Raw genomic sequence first — 16,464 nt, forward strand, 5'->3', positions numbered from 1 at the left:
GACGAGCTGGTGCTGGGCCTCGGCCGGGAGAGCGTGGCGGTGCGCGAGCTGGCCCCGGTGGTCTCGCCACTCGAGGCGGCGTTCCTGGCGCTGACGGAACAGCAGGAGGCCGCCCGATGACCGCGACCATGAGCAGGCCCGCCACCTCCCGGCCCACCTCCGTCGCCCGGGGCTACCGGTTCGAGCTGGTCAAGCTCTTCGCGCAGTGGCGGGTGCGGCTGCTGGTCCTCGCCTGCTGGGTCGCGCCCGGGTTGTTCGTCGCCGCGGTGAGTCTGCAGAGTTCGTTGCCCGTCGACACGTTGTTCGGGCGGTGGATGAACGTCACCGGGTGGGCCGGCTCGCTGGTGATGCTGGGGTTCGCCGGCACCTACGCGCTGCCGCTGCTGACCTCGCTGGTCGCCGGGGACGTGTTCGCCGCCGAGGACCGGCTCGGCACGTGGCGGCACCTGCTGGTGGCGGTCCGGTCGTACCGGCGGATCTTCGTGGCCAAGGCGCTGGCCAGCCTCACCGTCATCCTGGTGCTCGTCACCGGGATGGCCGGCTCGAGTGCGCTCGGCGGCCTCCTCGCGGTCGGCAACCGGTCGCTCGTCGGGCTCGACGGCCACCTGCTGGCGCCCGCGGACGCCGCCGGCAAGGTCCTGCTCGCCTGGCTCTGCGTGCTCGCCCCGACGCTGGCGCTCGCGGGGGTCGGGCTGCTCGGGTCCGTCGCGTTGGGACGGTCGCCGATGGGGTTGCTGCTGCCCGCGGTCGTCGCCATCGCGATGGCGCTCGCCCAGCTGCTGCCGCTGCCCGTCGCCGTCCGGCTCAGCCTGCCCAGCTACGCCTTCATCTCCTGGGAAGGCCTGTTCACCAGCCCGCCGCAGCTGGGTCCCCTGCTGATCAGCATGGCGGTCGGCCTGGTGTGGGCCGCCGTGGCGACCGCGCTGGCCTACGTGCTCTTCCTGCGGCGCGACTTCACCAGCCTCGCCGACAACTCCGGCCGCCGCGGGCTCGTCGTCGGCGCCGCGCCGCTGGTGGGGCTCGTCGTCGTCGCGTTCGCGGCGGTCGCCGCCTCGACCCCGTCGCTGGGTTCGGGGATCGAGCGGGACAAGCTGCAGAACTCGCTCGCCACGGCGTTCGCCCACCTCTACCGCCTCCAGGCCGAGCAGCTCCACCGGCCGGCCGTCACCGAGGCACAGCTGGGGGCCACGGCGACGTGCACCAAGGGCGACGGCCTGGTCGTCCCGCAAGGCGCGGGCAACGACTGGCGGTGCGTCGTCTCCTGGCACCTCCCGGGCGTCGCGGCTACCGGGCAGGCCATCTACCAGCTCGACGTCACCCCCGACGGCCGGTTCATGGCCGACGGGGACGGACCGAAGGACGTGAACGGCTACTACCAGGTGCGGACCCCGGCCGGGGACCGGCCCAACCCCCTTTGGCAGTTCGACGGGAACGTCGAGCTGCTCCCCGCATGAAGGGACAGGTCCCATGCAGGTCACGCGTCGCCGTCGGGATGTCGAGAAGCGTCGCCTTCTCGGTGTTCGCGGCGGTCGTCGGTTACGCCTCGCGACGACCGCGACGGCCACGGTCGCCCTCGTCGCCGTCGGCTCGGGGGTCGGGTCGGCGTCCACGCTGCGGTTCGGCACCGACCAGGTCGGCCAGACCACCGGCCAGGGCCAGGTCGTGTCCGACGACCAGTACATCAAGCCGGTCGGCGACCGCCTCGTCGTCAACAACGGCAAGATCATGGCGTCGACGGTCAGCCCCGACGGCAGCCACCTCGCGGCCCTGACCACCGACGGGGGCATCGCGCTCACCATCGTGGACCTCCGCGGCTGGACGGTGCAGCAGCTCGTCGGCAACTCCGCCACGGCGAACCTGCGCATCCCCGGCAACGACGTCGGCCAGGAGGGTCCGACCTACTCGCCGGACGGCAGGGCGCTGTGGCTGCCCCAGACCGACGGCTACCGCCGGTTCACCGTGAACCCCGACGGCACCGTCGCCAACCCCACGTTCGTCACGATCCCGGCCGACGGTCCCCGGCACGCGCTGCCGGCCCAGGCCGTGTTCACGCCCGACGGCGCGACCGTGTACGCCGCCGTCAACGGCCAGAACCGCGTGGTCGCCATCGACGCGGCGACCGGCGCCATCCAGCAGAGCTGGGCGGTGGGCAACGCACCGCGCGACCTGGTCCGCGTCGGCGACCGGCTCTACGTCAGCAACGAGGGCGGCCGCCCGGCGGCACCCGGTGACAGCACGCTGAACTCCTACAACACCCAGGTCCCCGCCGACCCGGTCACCGGCGCGACCACCACCGGCACGGTCAGCGCCATCGACCTGGCGAACCCGGCCGCCGCCGTGACGAGCATCGACGTCGGACTGCACCCGACCGCCCTGTACACGAAGAACGACGTGCTGTTCGTCGCCGACACGGCCAGCAACGACGTCTCCGTCATCGACACCCACAAGAACAAGGTCGTCCAGACCATCGCCACCCAGCCGTGGCCGGAGGCCACGGTCGGCTACGAGCCGGACGGGATCACGCTCACCGCCGACGGTCACCTGCTCGTGACGCTCGGCCGCGCCAACGCGGTCGCCGTCTACCGCTACCGCCGGGCGCAGGAGCCGGTCAGCTACGTCGGCCTGCTGCCGACGGACTACTTCCCGACGGCGATCACCACGGTCGGCCGGGACGTGCTCGTCTCCAACACCCGCGGCATCGACGCCCGCCGACCCACCACCGCGGCCGGGCACGCCACCCACGACACCACGGGCGGCCTGCAGCGGTTCCGGCTGCCGGACGACCACGCGATCCGCGCCTACACCGCCCGGGTGTTCCAGCAGAACGGCTGGACGCCGAACTCGGTCGAGGTCGCGCACGGCAGGGGCCACGCGAGGGCGGTGCCCGTCCCGCAGCGGCTCGGCGACCCGTCGACGATCAAGCACGTCTTCCTGATCGTCAAGGAGAACCGGACCTACGACCAGCTGTTCGGCGACCTGCCGCAGGGCAACGGCGATCCGGCGCTGGCGGAGTTCGGCGAGAACGTGACGCCGAACCAGCACGCGCTGGCCCGGCAGTTCGGGCTCTACGACAACACCTACGACATCGGCACCAACTCCGCCGAGGGCCACAACTGGCTGATGCAGGCGGACAACCCGGAGTACACCGAGTCCTCGGCCGGCGAGTACCTGCGCAGCTACGACACCGAGGACGACGCGCTCGGCTACCAGCGCTCCGGCTTCCTCTGGACCGGCGCCCAGGCGGCCGGCAGGACGGTGCGGGACTTCGGCGAGTTCCACCAGTTCCTGACCAAGCCGGCCGGCGCGAGCTGGCAGAACCTGTACTGCGACAGCAAGGACATGGCGCGGACCGGTCAGGACACCGCCTACCCGCTGGTCTCGTCCTCGCCGATCCCGTCGCTGAACGACGTGTCGGTGCACGGCTTCCCGAAGTTCGACACCGCGGTCCCGGACGTCTACCGGTACCAGATCTGGAAGAAGGACTTCGAGCGGAACGGGCCGGCCGACCTGAACATGTTCTGGCTGTCCAGCGACCACACCGGCGGGCCGCCGAACGGGGCCGCCCAGGTCGCCGACAACGACCTCGCGACCGGCGAGATCGTCGACACCATCTCCCACAGCCCGTACTGGAAGGACTCGGCGATCGTCGTCCTCGAGGACGACTCCCAGGCGGGGCTCGACCACGTCGACGGCCACCGCGCCCCGGTCCAGATCATCAGCCCCTGGGCCAGGCACGGCGTGGTCGACAGCCACTACTACTCGCAGATCACCATGATCCGCACGATCGAGCAGATCCTCGGGATCCACCCGATGAACCAGAAGGACAGCGCGGCCACCCCGATGCGGGCGGCGTTCACACAGCGGCCGGACTACACGCCGTTCACCGCCGTGCCGAACCGGACCTCGCTGACCCTGGGGCTCGCCACCCCGCCACCCTGCGGCCCGGACGTCGTCGCGCCGCAGTACGCCGCGGTCCAGCCGCCGACCACGGTGCCGGCGGACCGGCGGGCGGTGGCCGCACAGTGGCAGAACTGGCAGAAACACCAACGCCTGACCGGCCCGAACGCGACCGCCGACTACGCCAACCCCGCGCAGATGAACCACTTCACGTGGTACCAGACGCACGGCTGGACCCAGCCGTACCCGGGGGAGAGCACGGTGTACGCGCCGGACCAGGTGCCGGGCGCCTATCTGCCGTCCACGGAGTCCGACGGCTGACGCACGGCTCGGGGCAGCTCGGCGGGCCGATACGATCGACCTGCCGGTGCTGCCCCTGACCTGGAGAGAACGTGCTTGACCACGCGGTCGTCGACTCGTTGTTCCCTGCTGACCTGCCCGAGCCCGAGCACTGGGAGCAGCGCTACCCCCCGCGCGACCTGCCGGAGGGCGCCGAGGTCACCCGCTTCGGCCCCTCGCCGACGGGCTTCGTGCACATCGGCGGTGTGTACGTGGCGATGATCGACCAGGACGTGTCCTTCCGCTCCGGCGGCCGCTACCTGGTCCGGGTCGAGGACACCGACCAGTCCCGCGAGGTCGAGGGCGCGCTGGCGCAGTTCGAGCGGGCGTTCGACTACTTCCACATCCAGCCGACCGAGGGCGAGGGGAACGGCGCGTACGGCCCGTACCACCAGTCCGCGCGCGAGTCGGTCTACCTGACCTACGTGCGGCACCTGCTGCGACAGGGCCGGGCCTACCTGTGCTTCGCGACCCGCGATGAGCTGGCGGACATCACGGCGCGGCAGCAGGCCGCCAAGGTCCCGCCGGGCTACTACGGCACGTGGGCGCTGTGGCGCGACGCCGACCCGGACAGGGTGCGTGCCGAGCTGGCGAAGGGCAGCCCGTACGTGGTGCGGTTCCGCGCCCCGGACGAGGCGGCGGGGCAGCGGGCGACGTTCGTGGACGCGATCCGCGGGGAGCTGTCGCACGAGGCCAACCGGAACGACGTGGTCGTCCTCAAGTCGTCCGACCAGCCGGTGCGGCTGCCCACGTACCACTTCGCCCACGCCGTGGACGACCACCTGATGCGCACCACGCTGGTCATCCGCGGTGAGGAGTGGATCTCCTCGGTGCCGTTGCACCTGCAGCTGTTCGAGGCGCTCGGGTTCGCGCCGCCGCGGTACGCGCACATCGCACCGCTGATGAAGCAGATCCCCGGTGGCAAGCGGAAACTGTCGAAGCGCAAGGACCCGGAAGCGTCGGTCGACTTCTACGTCTCCGCCGGCTACCCGGCCGAGGCGGTTCTCTACTACCTGCGTGGCCTGGCCAACGGCCGCCTCGCCGAGATGCCGCTGTCCCAGGCCCTGACCGAGCCGATCCACCTGGCGGAGTGCGGCGTCGCCGGGCCGCTGGTGGACCTGGTGAAGCTGGAGGACATCTCCGCCGACCACATCGCCACCCTGACCGGCGAGCAGATCCTCGACGCGCTGCTGGTGTGGGCCGCCAGTCACGACCCCGGGCTGGTTCCCGTGCTCGAGAACAACCGCGACCTGGCGTTGCGTGCGCTGGCGGTCGAACGCGTCGGGGTCGAGAACCCGCGCAAGGACCTGCGGAAGTGGTCGGACTTCCGGCCCGCGTACGGCTTCTTCTTCGCCGAGCTGTTCACCCCGGTCACCGACGCGAGCGACGAGCGCCTCGGCGGCCTGGACCCCGAGCTCGTGACGGCATTCCTGGCCGACTTCGCCGACGGCTACCAGCCGTTGGCGGACGGCCGGGAATGGTTCGACCAGATCCGCCAGCTCGCGACGAAACACGGCTTCGCGCCGAACCCCAAGGAGTTCAAGAAGAACCCGGACGCCTACCCGGGCTCGATCCGCGAGGCGTCCCAGCTCGTCCGCGTCACCCTCACCGGCTCCACCCGCAGCCCCGACCTCCACGCGGTCGCCACCACCCTCGGTGCCAGCGAGGTCCAGCGCCGCCTGCGCGCGGTCTCGCGCTGACGTTCCCTGGCCTTACCGCCGCGGTCTCCCGCGGCGGTAAGGCCAGTGGCACTTACCACATCGACCTGTGCGCGCGGTGAAACAGTTGAACCGAGTGTCTCACTGTCCCGTGTAGATGGTGCGCACAGGTCCACTGTGCCCTCTCCACGAACGCACTGAGCGAGCCGCGATCAGCTGAGCGGCAGGCATGGAGCCTATTGCGGCTTTCCCCTGACCAGAAAAGGGAGTTCTCCCATGAGATCAGCGCATTCCCGTCCGTCGAGACGGGGTTTCCACGGTGTGCTCGCGGTCGTCGCCGCGGGTGGCCTCACCGCCGCGGCGCTCGTCGCGGCGAACGCGAACGCGACACCCGCGGCGCGTGGCACGGACTGTGCCGCCGTCCACGTGATCACCGCGCGGGCCTCGACCGAGCGGCCGGGTGAGGGCATCACCGGCGCGTTGGTGACGCAGATCGTGAACTCGAGCGACCAGAGCGTCAGCCGGGCGTCGGTCGACTACCCGGCGACGCTCGGGAACTACGCGGGCAGTTCGGCGCAGGGCGTGGCCGCGCTGACCGAGCAGCTCACCGACCAGGTTCAGAAGTGCCCGGACCAGAAGATCGTGCTCGCGGGCTACTCCCAGGGCGCCCACGTGGTGCTCGACGTCCTCGGCGGCGGTGGGGGCGGCGGCCTCGGCCGGGCGACCCCGCCGGTCGACGCGTCAATCGCGAGCCACGTCACGGCGGTCGCCACCTTCGGCGACCCGCGGCACGTGGTGGACCAGCCGTTCGACGTCGGCACCTCGAACCGCAACGGCCTGTTCCCCCGCTCGGCCGCCCAGCTGAAGGTGCTCGCCGGTCTCGCCGACCGCATCCAAGCCTTCTGCGACTCCGGTGACACGTTCTGCGACCGCGGTGCCAACACCGCCGTGCACCTGACCTACCTGAACCGCTACCGCGACGACGCCGCGGAGTTCGTCCTGGGCAAGATCGGCGGTTGAGCCGAGAAAGTGCACATGACTCGGCCCCGCCGGGTGGATCGCACCCGACGGGGCCGCTTCCGCCTTACCAACTACCCAGGATCGCGCGGATCTGGTGGAGCAGCGCGGCCAGTCCGCCCAGGTCGAGCGACGGCCCGTTCAGCAGGTTGGCGACCGCACACAGGAGGTTGCCCAGGAGGTTGCCCGGGCCGCCCTCGGCGGTGATGTTCAGGTGCACGCGGTCGAGGTGCACGACCAGACCCAGCACGTCGAGGTCGAGCGGGCCGAGCACCAGGTCCAGGATCTCGCACGACGCGGCGAGCGCGGTGGTGTCGACCGGCAGCTGGACCGTACGCGACTCGGTGCCGACGACCTGGCCGGCCGAGTCCACCAGGGTCACGTCCGCGACGCCCTGGGCGATCAGCTGGTCACCTTCGGTGATGAACTGGTTCGGGGTGAAGGTGCCCGTCGCGGTGCCGGTGCCACCGGTGGCGTCGGTGAAGGTGCCCGCGAGGGGCGCGCCCGGCACGGCAGCGGGAGCCGCGGGAGCCGCGCTGGCGGTGGAGGCGGTGAAGACGACTACCAGCGCAGCGAGGAGTAGAGAGAGCAGAGTTACACCTCGAGTAGAAAATGATCTCATCCATTTACTCCTTTCGGTGGGAACTGACCTCCAAAGAGTGAGCGGATGATCACGTAAGCAAACGGAAACGACCACTCAAAGTAGGTGAACAGGGTCACGGTTTGTGTCCGGGTGATCACGGATACAACGGACGGTTGGCCTCGTGGTGCTCCCGACCGGACAGTCCCACGCGAATTCCCACGGCTGAAGGCATTCACGCGAAAGGCTGACCACGCCCCGGCTGAGCACGCTCACCCATCGACCTCGGTCGATCGTGCCCCTTTCGTCAGTGAAGCACCACCCTGAGGTGCGGTCCGAAATCCAGCCCGTCGAGGTCCACCGGCCCGGGACGGGTCGGGAGGAAGTGGACGGTCGTGCCCGTGGTCCCGTCGCCGGGGATGGGGATCAGGTCGGTGACGGGTACGCCGTGTTCGTAGCGCTGTGTCCACGACCCGTTGGTACGCCGGTTGGTGTGCACCAGCCACTCGCTGAGCGCCGCCACCACCGACATACCCCGCCGCGGGTGACCGTCGGGCAGGGCGGCGGCCGTCCGATCGTCGAAGAAACGCAGGTCCTTGGTCGCCATCACCGGCTTCTTGACCGTGCGCCCCGCGGCGTCGACGCGGGTGTCGGTGCCCCGCCCGTCATCCGCGACCGAGACCGACCCGTCCGCGTGCCGGGTGACAACGGCGGTACCCCCACCGCGCGACTCGGCCTCGTCCGCCGCGTAGGCCAGCACCTCGAGCACCAGCTGCCGCATCCCACCGGGAGCGAACCCTTCTGGGGCAGCACGAATCGCGTCCAGGTGCGCGGTGTCGACCGTGCCGGCCCAGTCGTGGGTTGTGTTGCGCCAACTGGTCATGGCCAGAGTCTAGGAAGCCCGGCGACAGCGCCTACAGCAAGAGCCAGAAGCATTCGTAGGCCGGGCAACTGAGGTAGCGAACCGCGCCGATGATCATGGTGCCGCCAGGACGCGTCGGCCACTCTCACGACCCGCGACCCGGCGCCGGGGCCCGGGCCGAGTTGGTGATGCGGGGCCTGGCCGCATTGCGCCTGTGCGGGACCTCCTCGTCTGCGACCTCGACTGCGGGAGGGGCGAGGACTTCGCCAGGCACCGCTCCCGGGCAGGGGCGGGGGATGCCGACATCCTGCGCGACACCGTCCCCGGGCGCTCCACGCGACCGCACGGTCTACACGCCGGTCGGCCTGCCGTGGCAGGACCTGGCCCTCGCCCGGACCGGCTACCGCCACGCGGTGAGCGCCGACATCGGCCACCGGTTCGACTTCTCCGGCTGAGCGCCGGTGCTACTCGGTCAGGAACTGGGCGGCCCGGTCACCCCACCCTCGTACCTCGGAGAACGTGCGGGCGACCTCGATTCGTGCGTTGGGCAGTGTCTCGGCGAGCTTCGTGGCCGTGGCGACGGGGTGGGTGGGATCGGTGTCCCAGGCCAGGATCAGGGTGGGGTGGGTGAGGTCGGCCAGCTTCTCCGGGGCGGGTAGGTCCGAGGAGGCCGCGCCGCGCAGTACCGCCGACAGCGTCTCGTCGGCGATGTCCGGCACGGGTGGGAAGCCGGACACCCCGGCCAGGATCGGTGGCGGCCCCACCCCACTCAGCGCGTTTAGGAAGGGAGCCACGCCCTCGCGGTCGATCTGGTCGGCCCACCCCCGGTACACGTCCGCGCTGGCCGGGCGTTCCGCCCAGGCACGCGGCGGCACGACGACCACCAGCCGGTCGAACCGAGCCGGCGCGGTGACCGCGGCCCACAGCAGCGCCGCCGAGCCCAACGAACTGCCCAGCCCGTGGACCGGCCGGTCGGCGCCCAGGTGGTCGAGAAGATCCAGGAGGTTGGCGCCATGTCGCTGGAAGGTGTACTCCCCGGGATCGGGGCGGCCCGGTGACAGGCCATGTCCTCGGGCGTCGTAGCGGACCAGCCGCAGACCGGCGCGGGGAATGGGAGACCAGTCCATGAAGCCGAGGCCGTCCTCCACGGCCCGGCTGAAGAACAGCCCGTGCCCGTAGACGGCCAGCGGCCCACTGCCGGTCTGGTCGTGGTCGAGGATGTCGATCGACTTGTTCATGCGCGGAACCTAACAACGGGCACCGACAAAGCTGGACGGCAGCCTCGTGGCGGCGTCGCGTCAGGACGGTGGCGGCCTGCTGTCAGGACGGCGGGCGATCGTGGTTGTCATCACCAGGTCCCCACCAGGGGAACGTTCGAACCGTCAGGAGAGCACGATGCAGAAGTTCGACACCCCGGCCCCGATCGCCGCCGTCCTGGACATCCCCGCCGGCCGTGTGCGGTTCGTCGCCGCCGACCGGGCCGACACCACGGTGGAGGTCCTGCCCGCGGACGCCTCGAAGAGCCGCGACGTGAAGGCGGCCGAGCAGACCACGGTGGACTACGCCGACGGTGTCCTGCGGATCCACACCCCCGGGACCGGCAACCAGCTTCTCGGCCCCTCCGGATCCCTGGCGGTCACCGTCGCACTGCCCGCCGGCTCCCACGTCGAGGCCAGGACCGCCAGCTGCGAGCTCCGCGGCATCGGCCGCCTCGGCGACGTCACCTTCACGGGCGCGTACCGCCAGATCAGGATCGACGAAGCCGCCAGCCTCCACCTGACCGCGGTCGACGGCGACGTGGAGGTCGGCCACCTGGCGGGCCCGGCGGAGATCAGCACCACGAGGGGCGACATCCGAATCACCGAGGCCGTGCGGGGCGCGGTCGTGCTGCGCACCGAGTCCGGCGGCATCTCGGTGGGCGTGGCCGCCGGAGTCTCGGCCACACTGGACGCCGGCACCTCCAACGGCCGCATCAGCAACACGCTGAAGAACAACGGCACCGCCCAACTCGCCATCCGCGCGACCACCGCGCACGGCGACATCGTCGCCAACAGCCTCTGATGGCCGACGGCCGCTCAGCCCGGCTGACGGCAGTCCCATCAAGGCCGGGTCGCCCGAGGGGCACTTCCCTCGGGCGACGGCGATTTCCACGTGCTTCCGTTATGGACAACGAACTCGCACACAGGCCCCCTCGGTAACGGGATAGCCTTGGTGCCATGCATCGCAGTCGACTGGTGGGCATCCTCATCGACACGCCCGCCGCACAGGCCGGCGCGGCAGCGGACTTCTGGTCAGCCGCGCTGGGTGTCCCGGCGCGTCCCGCGCCGGGGGAGGAGGAGTTCACCGTCCTCGCCGGCGCCATCCCCGACCTGCTCACCGTCATCCAGGCGGTCGACGACGCGCCGCGCTACCACGTCGACATCGAGACCGACGACCTGGCCGCGGAGGTCGCCCGGCTCACAGCCCTGGGCGCGGAGCCGGTGGCCCAGTGGCAGGAAGCCCACACCTTGCGCGCACCAGGCGGACACCTGCTCTGCGTGATACCCGTGCACAGCGATCCCGAGACCTTCGACCGCTCAGCGCGAACCTGGCCGTGACATCACCCCTTTGACTGTCGCCACGCCGACGGCGGAGCCCATTCCCCCTAGCACGACAGCACATTGAGGGGGCCGCTGGAGTGGCTGCGACATCAAGGCCGGCCCCGCCTCAGATCTGGCGTTTGCCATGAGGGGTCAGCGCGTGTCCGTCTGGGGTGGTGGCCAGTCGACCCGTCGGATCTCGTACTCGACTTCGCCGTGCTCGAAGCCGGGCACCGGCTCGTCGTAGCCCTCGTGGAAGCTGCGCACGTGGTGCATGCCCAGCGTCTCCAGCGTGGCCCGAGAGGGTCGATTCACCGCCATCGTCTGCGCGAAGATCCGGGTGAGCCCGAGATCCTCGAAGCCGTGCCGGAGCAGTTCGCGCGCACCCTCACTGGCATAGCCCTGCCGCCACCACCGCCGCAGCAACCGGAAGCCCAGATCGGCTTCACCGGCGGCGAAGGGCTGACTCGGGCCGTGTGGTGGTTGCAGCATCCACAAACCGACGAACTCCCGCTGAGCCCCGCGAACAGTGAACCCGACCCAGAGCCCCAGCCCGTCCACGCGGGTGCCGCGCTTCATCCGCTCGGCGTGGGCGGCCACGACCTCGTCGCGGGTTCGGGCGCGCGGATCCAGGTAACGCAACACCAGCGGATCGGCGTCGAGCTCCACTTCGAGTTCGATGTGCTCATCCGCGAGCGGAACAAGCTCGACGCGGTCGGTACGCAACGCTGCCTGGGGCACAGGCTCTCCTTCTCCTTCGGACAAGAAGGGTCCACACGCTACCTATCCCGGCGAGTTCGTGTCCGCCGATTTTTGGCTGGTCCGTGCGTGGCCACCCTGGATCCCGCGCCAGGGAGACGCGTCGGACCGAACACATCAGGCACGCCCAGCCGAGGTGCTGCTGCCTAACGGTTGTCCACCAGCGATGCCGCCCGGCGGGCGCTGCTTACCCGGCTGTCGGCCACCTCGTTCAACGCGGTGTGGTCGGCCGCTGGAAGGTCGGCCGCGCTCCGGCGCAGCAGCTTCTCGGTGACCGCACCGAGGTGGACGTGCGTGGCGCACCGGGCGTCCGCGACGGCGACGGCGATTTCCAGCTGTCGGGTGGTCGTGGTGGCCGGATCGGTGCGGTAGCGCGCGAGGAGTTGGTTCTTCGCGTCGCGAGGGTCGGTGTAGTCGTGACCGGACTGGTGCATGCACGCACGCCAACCGGTCATCGCGCGGCCGTAGGCCGGATTCGCGATCAATCCGGTGCGGATTCCGCCGGCGGCTATCTGCCGCGCTGATGCATATCTGGACAATGTTTCCTGCACTGTCGGCAGTATCGAATCCCGGGTGGTGCGCTGGAATGTCCAGTTCTGGGGGAGAACGGTATTTCGGGTACGGCTAGCCAGCCCAGTTCTCGCCGACGGAGCCACACTTGAGCGCCGTTGTCCCACCATTGCATGAGACCACGGCTCAGTTCCTAACCGGCGCGCGTGCACGCAGCGGGCGTAGGAGGTCCTGCCGGACTGAGTTCGGCGCGGTCATCGAAACCCAGCGACACCGCAGTATATCGGCGACCATCGGCGGACGCTCTGCCAAGGCCGGTCACCTTTCCGTTGTGCGCCGCCTCTCGGTTGTCCTATCGCCGACCCCACTGCTCCAACCGGTTACTCCTCGTGCCGCACCTGTCCCCCTGTACGGCATGCGGACGACATCCCCTTTGTAAACCACTGTCAGCTCCGGGGGGACGACGTGCCGTGGTTGCGTATCTATTTCACCGACGCGGACATCGCACGCACGCGGATGAAACTTGGCATCGACCTGATGTGGGAGATCGTCAGCAGCGCTCATATCCTGCAGCACAGCGACGGTGTGCTGTCCTTCGGGGCCTGGCGTCGTGGCGTGCGCGAACTCGCGGGGAGCGACCCGGATCTCCGGATGGCGGTGCGTACCATTGTGACGGCGGCGCCACACGCGGCCTACTTCCCGGACCTTCTCACCCCTGCCCGGGACGTGTCCGGCATCGACGAGGGCATCGACGCGATCTTGTCGATCTCGTCGTGGCGCTTTCGCGAGGAGATCGGCCGGATCCGGCCGCCGGCCGGTGCGGCGGCGACGTGGCTGGATGACCTCGCCAGAGGAAGACTCGTCGCGCTCCGGCGGCTGGGAGAGGCCCTGCGCGTCTTTTTCAGGTCCGCGATCGAGCCGCACCTGCCGACGATCGAGGACGGGGTGCGTACCGATGCGGCGGTGGGAATCCAGCAGTACCTGCATTGCGGCGCGGAAGGGTTGCTGCACGGGCTCGGGCGCACCACTCGGTGGGAGCCGCCCGTGCTGTCCGTCGCATACCCGCACGACCGGGATCTGTACCTCGAGGGCCGGGGCCTGGTGTTGATTCCCTGCTACTTCGCCCTGCACCACCCTGTGGCGCTGGCGGATCCCCGGCTGCGCCCGGTGTTGGCCTTCCCCATCCGGACCGAGTCCCGGCTCTTGGCGGGCGGGCGAACGGACGGGGACCACGTGACCGCGTTGCTCGGCGTCACGAGAGCCTTGATCCTGCGATCGGTGGTCGGCGGGAGCACCACAACCGGGCTGGCGAGGGTGGTCGGCGTCGCTCCCGCCACGGTGAGCCACCACACCCGCATCCTACGCGAGGCGGGGTTCATCACCACCGAACGCCACGAGAACTTCGCCCGGCACCTGATCACACCGTTGGGACTGCAAGTGCTTAGCGCACACCGGTGACACGGCGGAGGGCCACCGCGACGGATGTCCATGCCAGACACCCGCCGGGTGGCCCTCGCGGTCAACTGGTCAGAAACACGACCCGTTGGTCACCCACTTGTGGGAGCGGATCTTCACGCCCGGGAACCCTTGGTCTTGCTGGCCTCGCGGGGTGTAGTAGGCGATGTTGCCCCCGTAGTTCGCGGCTGGGTATAGGCACACCCCGGAATAGGATGTGTTGGCCCCGTGGTTGTACACGGCCCACACCGCCCTGGACGACGACCACGAACAGGTGACCGAGCCGCTCTGCCAGTCGGGGTCGGCGTTCGACCAGGTGCAGCGGCTGCTGCTGCCGTCGCTGACCGGCCACACGCACAGGTCGCCGGAAGAGCACGACAAGGCCAGAGGCGAGACGGCATGCTGCACCGGCGCGTGTACTGTCACAGGTGCGTTGACCAGCACATCGCGTCCCGTTGACGTGCCCGGTTCCGCGGTTGCGGTTCCCAGCAACGACAATAGCGCCACGCCGGCGCCGAACAGCACGAACAGTGTTCTCTTCATGATTCCCCCAGTGGGATCGGCGAACAGGAAGCGCGAAGTATGACCCGTCCGCCGCGTGCTGGACGCGTACTTCGAACCTCCTCGAAACACTTCCCATAACGGCGGCCCGATGAACTCGGCAACCGCTTCACCAAAACACGGGCCGAGGTGTGGGCATCGTTTGTTTTCAGGCACAGTGTCCGCGGGTTCTGTTGCCCGCGGACCCGTCGACACCTGCCGACGTGGGCACTACTGAACATTGCGGCGCACGAGCGCGGACGTGGCGCGCTCGAGCCGAGCCTTTCCGCCTGAAATCGGAAAGAAGCGTGGGGCGTCGAGTACCGATAGGCAGTTTATCCGCCATATCGACGAGCGGATGCTGCGGCTCGTCGCGGTCTTCGTAAGGTGGGGCCGTCCCCACCCTGTTTCCGGTGGCCTGCCGGATCGACCGTGTTCGCTGGGGCGGGCAGCATCGGCCTCCGCGGTCATTGTCGAGTGGGGGAAGGGTCTATGTCTCACCATGTTTCTTCTTCGGAGCGTGTCAGGTGGGCGCGTTGGTGTCGCGTGGTGATGGTGTCCGTGTTGGCGGTCGGTGTGGCCGTGGCCGGGGAGGGCCCGGCTGCCGCCACGACGGAGGCGGCCGCGGCACGGCGTGTCGAGCTGGACCGGTTGGCGCGGGAGTTGGTGAACGCCGGGGCTCCGGGGGTGATCGTGCGGGTGGACGACGGCGCCGGTCAACCCGTCGAGATTGCCGAGCAGGCTCGTTGGGCCCGGCGGGATCACCTGCTCAGGGCCGGTGACGAGTTCCGGGAGGGGTCCAACACCAAGACCGTGATGGCCACGCTCGTGCTGCAACTGGTCGCCGAGGGCAGGCTGGCGCTGAGTGATCCGGTGGAGAAGTGGCTGCCGGGGCAGGTGCCGGGGGGTCGGGCGATCACGGTGCGCATGCTGCTGAACCACACCAGCGGCCTGTTCGACTTCACCGAGGACCCGGTGGTCTGGCCCGCCGCCGTGGGCGCGGATCGGCGGACCTGGACCTCGGAGCAGTTGCTCGCCGTGGGTGTGCGGCACGATCCGTTGTTCGCGCCGGGGGCGGGATGGGCCTACAGCAACACCAACTACGCCGCGGTCGGCGTCCTGCTGGAGCGGGTCACCGGGGTGAGGCTGGCAGAGCTGGTCCGGGATCGGATCGCTCGGCCACTGCACCTGCGGCACACCTACTACGCCACGGACGGCACCTGGCGCGGCCGGCATGCCCACGGCTACGAACCGGACGCCGCCCACATGCCCCCCGGCGTGCCGGCCGAGTTCCAGGAGTTCGCCGGCCCGCGCCACGACGGTCACGTGGACGTTTCCGGCATCGACCCCTCGTGGGGTGGCCCGGCCGGTGCGGTGGTGTCCACCGGAGCGGACTGGTCCCGCTTCTACGCCGCGTTGATGTCGGGCGAACTGCTGCCCGCCGCCGCGCTGACGCAGATGCTCACCACCGTGCCGATGCTCCCGGGCCAGCCGGACGGGCCGGGCTACGGACTGGGCATCCAGACCGGCGCCACTGCCTGCGGCACCATCTGGGGCCACGACGGCGGCCTCCCCGGCTACCTCTCCTTCAACGCCACCGACCGCACCGGCCGGCACACGGCGACCATGCTCGTCGCGACCGAGTCGTGGGCCGAGTTCCGCACCGACCCGAACATCGACGCGGCCAGCCACGCACTCCAGACCGCGGCGATCTGCGCCATGCTCGACGCGCCTGGAACGGGAGAAGGGACAGGCGGCAGGTAACGGTTGGACGGCCGGCTCCGGCGCTACTACCGGGTGACGGATCCGGGTGAGGCCAGGCTGAGCGCCGAGGTGGAGAAACTCCAGGCGCACACCAACCTCCCGAACGCGCCGGTGTGGGAGAGCTGGTTCGTGGTGGCGGTGCTGAGCCTCGCCCGCCTGCGCCGCACCTTCTGGTGTGGCAGCGGACTGCTACGGCGTGCTCCTGGGATCGGGAGGAGCCCGCGCAGGCTGGTGAGACACACCGCCGCTGCACACGAGCCGAACCGGTAGCGGCCGCTAGCCGACGCTCACGAGCTCACCCGGAAGCGGTACGAGTAGGTCACCGTCGGCGCCGACGGCGAGTGGGCCGGTCACCGGCCTGTCCGGCTTCCACTCGCCGCGTACGCGGGTCCTGTCGAGGAAGAGTACATAGTAGTCGTTTCGGTCGAGACCTGCCCGGTTGAACCGGGACCACTGTTCCCGTGAACGGCCGCCCGACACGGCGACCACACCGTTCGAACCAGC

17 protein-coding genes are annotated in these 16,464 nt (G+C 70.1%); 10 read left to right on the top strand and 7 right to left on the bottom strand.

What is annotated here, in order from left to right:
- Positions 1-116: 116 nt before the first annotated feature.
- From ACJ73U_RS38765 to ACJ73U_RS38780, 4 genes are all read left to right on the top strand, one after another.
- Complete coding sequence (locus ACJ73U_RS38765) at positions 117-1,454, top strand: ABC transporter permease (protein ID WP_407782758.1); 1,338 nt, start codon at positions 117-119, stop codon at positions 1,452-1,454.
- Positions 1,455-1,467: 13 nt separating this feature from the next.
- Complete coding sequence (locus ACJ73U_RS38770; RefSeq protein ID WP_407782759.1) at positions 1,468-4,218, top strand: bifunctional YncE family protein/alkaline phosphatase family protein; 2,751 nt, start codon at positions 1,468-1,470, stop codon at positions 4,216-4,218.
- A 71-nt stretch (positions 4,219-4,289) separates the two neighbouring features.
- Positions 4,290-5,936, top strand: coding sequence for a glutamate--tRNA ligase (locus tag ACJ73U_RS38775; RefSeq protein WP_407782760.1), 1,647 nt, complete (start codon positions 4,290-4,292; stop codon positions 5,934-5,936).
- 234 nt (positions 5,937-6,170) lie between these two features.
- A complete protein-coding gene (locus tag ACJ73U_RS38780) occupies positions 6,171-6,914 on the top strand; it encodes a cutinase family protein (RefSeq protein WP_407782761.1) in 744 nt (247 codons plus the stop codon).
- A 64-nt stretch (positions 6,915-6,978) separates the two neighbouring features.
- Here the strand turns inward: ACJ73U_RS38780 and ACJ73U_RS38785 are convergent, their stop codons facing one another.
- Both ACJ73U_RS38785 and ACJ73U_RS38790 read right to left on the bottom strand, forming a co-directional pair.
- A complete protein-coding gene (locus ACJ73U_RS38785; protein WP_407782762.1) occupies positions 6,979-7,533 on the bottom strand; it encodes a hypothetical protein in 555 nt (184 codons plus the stop codon).
- Positions 7,534-7,798: 265 nt separating this feature from the next.
- A complete protein-coding gene (locus ACJ73U_RS38790; protein ID WP_407782763.1) occupies positions 7,799-8,374 on the bottom strand; it encodes an ATP-binding protein in 576 nt (191 codons plus the stop codon).
- Positions 8,375-8,649: 275 nt separating this feature from the next.
- Between ACJ73U_RS38790 and ACJ73U_RS38795 the strand changes: the two genes are divergently transcribed.
- Positions 8,650-8,808: a hypothetical protein gene (locus tag ACJ73U_RS38795; RefSeq protein WP_407782764.1), complete on the top strand. Its 159-nt coding sequence runs from the start codon at positions 8,650-8,652 to the stop codon at positions 8,806-8,808.
- 9 nt (positions 8,809-8,817) lie between these two features.
- On the opposite strand, the gene ACJ73U_RS38800 is transcribed toward ACJ73U_RS38795, so the two are convergent.
- Entirely contained in the window at positions 8,818-9,591 is a 774-nt protein-coding gene (locus tag ACJ73U_RS38800) for an alpha/beta fold hydrolase (RefSeq protein ID WP_407782765.1), read from the bottom strand.
- A gap of 157 nt (positions 9,592-9,748) precedes the next feature.
- Here ACJ73U_RS38800 and ACJ73U_RS38805 point away from each other — a divergent pair, with 157 nt between their 5' ends.
- Entirely contained in the window at positions 9,749-10,414 is a 666-nt protein-coding gene (locus ACJ73U_RS38805) for a DUF4097 family beta strand repeat-containing protein (RefSeq protein WP_407782766.1), read from the top strand.
- Between the two features lie 155 nt (positions 10,415-10,569).
- On the top strand, positions 10,570-10,950 hold the full coding sequence (locus ACJ73U_RS38810) for a VOC family protein (protein ID WP_407782767.1): 381 nt from the start codon (positions 10,570-10,572) through the stop codon (positions 10,948-10,950).
- A gap of 135 nt (positions 10,951-11,085) precedes the next feature.
- On the opposite strand, the gene ACJ73U_RS38815 is transcribed toward ACJ73U_RS38810, so the two are convergent.
- Both ACJ73U_RS38815 and ACJ73U_RS38820 read right to left on the bottom strand, forming a co-directional pair.
- A complete protein-coding gene (locus ACJ73U_RS38815; protein WP_407782768.1) occupies positions 11,086-11,673 on the bottom strand; it encodes a GNAT family N-acetyltransferase in 588 nt (195 codons plus the stop codon).
- A gap of 164 nt (positions 11,674-11,837) precedes the next feature.
- Positions 11,838-12,146: a hypothetical protein gene (locus ACJ73U_RS38820; RefSeq protein WP_407782769.1), complete on the bottom strand. Its 309-nt coding sequence runs from the start codon at positions 12,144-12,146 to the stop codon at positions 11,838-11,840.
- Positions 12,147-12,666: 520 nt separating this feature from the next.
- Here ACJ73U_RS38820 and ACJ73U_RS38825 point away from each other — a divergent pair.
- Positions 12,667-13,659, top strand: a complete 993-nt coding sequence (locus ACJ73U_RS38825) for an ArsR/SmtB family transcription factor (RefSeq protein ID WP_407782770.1) — start codon at positions 12,667-12,669, stop codon at positions 13,657-13,659.
- A 69-nt stretch (positions 13,660-13,728) separates the two neighbouring features.
- On the opposite strand, the gene ACJ73U_RS38830 is transcribed toward ACJ73U_RS38825, so the two are convergent.
- Complete coding sequence (locus ACJ73U_RS38830; protein ID WP_407782771.1) at positions 13,729-14,199, bottom strand: peptidase inhibitor family I36 protein; 471 nt, start codon at positions 14,197-14,199, stop codon at positions 13,729-13,731.
- Positions 14,200-14,748: 549 nt separating this feature from the next.
- Between ACJ73U_RS38830 and ACJ73U_RS38835 the strand changes: the two genes are divergently transcribed.
- Positions 14,749-15,960 (top strand): serine hydrolase domain-containing protein, encoded by a 1,212-nt coding sequence (locus tag ACJ73U_RS38835; RefSeq protein ID WP_407782772.1) that lies wholly within the window; start codon positions 14,749-14,751, stop codon positions 15,958-15,960.
- Positions 15,961-15,963: 3 nt separating this feature from the next.
- Complete coding sequence (locus tag ACJ73U_RS38840) at positions 15,964-16,230, top strand: hypothetical protein (protein WP_407782773.1); 267 nt, start codon at positions 15,964-15,966, stop codon at positions 16,228-16,230.
- A 6-nt stretch (positions 16,231-16,236) separates the two neighbouring features.
- On the opposite strand, the gene ACJ73U_RS38845 is transcribed toward ACJ73U_RS38840, so the two are convergent.
- The coding region (locus tag ACJ73U_RS38845) for a hypothetical protein (protein ID WP_407782774.1) at positions 16,237-16,464 on the bottom strand (228 nt) is incomplete at its 5' end.

Source organism: Actinophytocola sp., assembly GCF_045807065.1.
Classification (GTDB): domain Bacteria; phylum Actinomycetota; class Actinomycetes; order Mycobacteriales; family Pseudonocardiaceae; genus Actinophytocola.

What these genes read in the sequence shown, in the direction of transcription:
- ACJ73U_RS38765 (WP_407782758.1), top strand. Translation starts at nt 117, where the DNA reads ATGACCGCGACCATGAGCAGGCCCGCCACCTCCCGGCCCACCTCCGTC.
- ACJ73U_RS38770 (WP_407782759.1), top strand. Translation starts at nt 1,468, where the DNA reads ATGCAGGTCACGCGTCGCCGTCGGGATGTCGAGAAGCGTCGCCTTCTC.
- ACJ73U_RS38780 (WP_407782761.1), top strand. Translation starts at nt 6,171, where the DNA reads ATGAGATCAGCGCATTCCCGTCCGTCGAGACGGGGTTTCCACGGTGTG.
- ACJ73U_RS38785 (WP_407782762.1), bottom strand. Translation starts at nt 7,533, where the DNA reads ATGAGATCATTTTCTACTCGAGGTGTAACTCTGCTCTCTCTACTCCTC.
- ACJ73U_RS38790 (WP_407782763.1), bottom strand. Translation starts at nt 8,374, where the DNA reads ATGACCAGTTGGCGCAACACAACCCACGACTGGGCCGGCACGGTCGAC.
- ACJ73U_RS38795 (WP_407782764.1), top strand. Translation starts at nt 8,650, where the DNA reads ATGCCGACATCCTGCGCGACACCGTCCCCGGGCGCTCCACGCGACCGC.
- ACJ73U_RS38800 (WP_407782765.1), bottom strand. Translation starts at nt 9,591, where the DNA reads ATGAACAAGTCGATCGACATCCTCGACCACGACCAGACCGGCAGTGGG.
- ACJ73U_RS38805 (WP_407782766.1), top strand. Translation starts at nt 9,749, where the DNA reads ATGCAGAAGTTCGACACCCCGGCCCCGATCGCCGCCGTCCTGGACATC.
- ACJ73U_RS38810 (WP_407782767.1), top strand. Translation starts at nt 10,570, where the DNA reads ATGCATCGCAGTCGACTGGTGGGCATCCTCATCGACACGCCCGCCGCA.
- ACJ73U_RS38820 (WP_407782769.1), bottom strand. Translation starts at nt 12,146, where the DNA reads ATGACCGGTTGGCGTGCGTGCATGCACCAGTCCGGTCACGACTACACC.
- ACJ73U_RS38830 (WP_407782771.1), bottom strand. Translation starts at nt 14,199, where the DNA reads ATGAAGAGAACACTGTTCGTGCTGTTCGGCGCCGGCGTGGCGCTATTG.
- ACJ73U_RS38835 (WP_407782772.1), top strand. Translation starts at nt 14,749, where the DNA reads ATGGTGTCCGTGTTGGCGGTCGGTGTGGCCGTGGCCGGGGAGGGCCCG.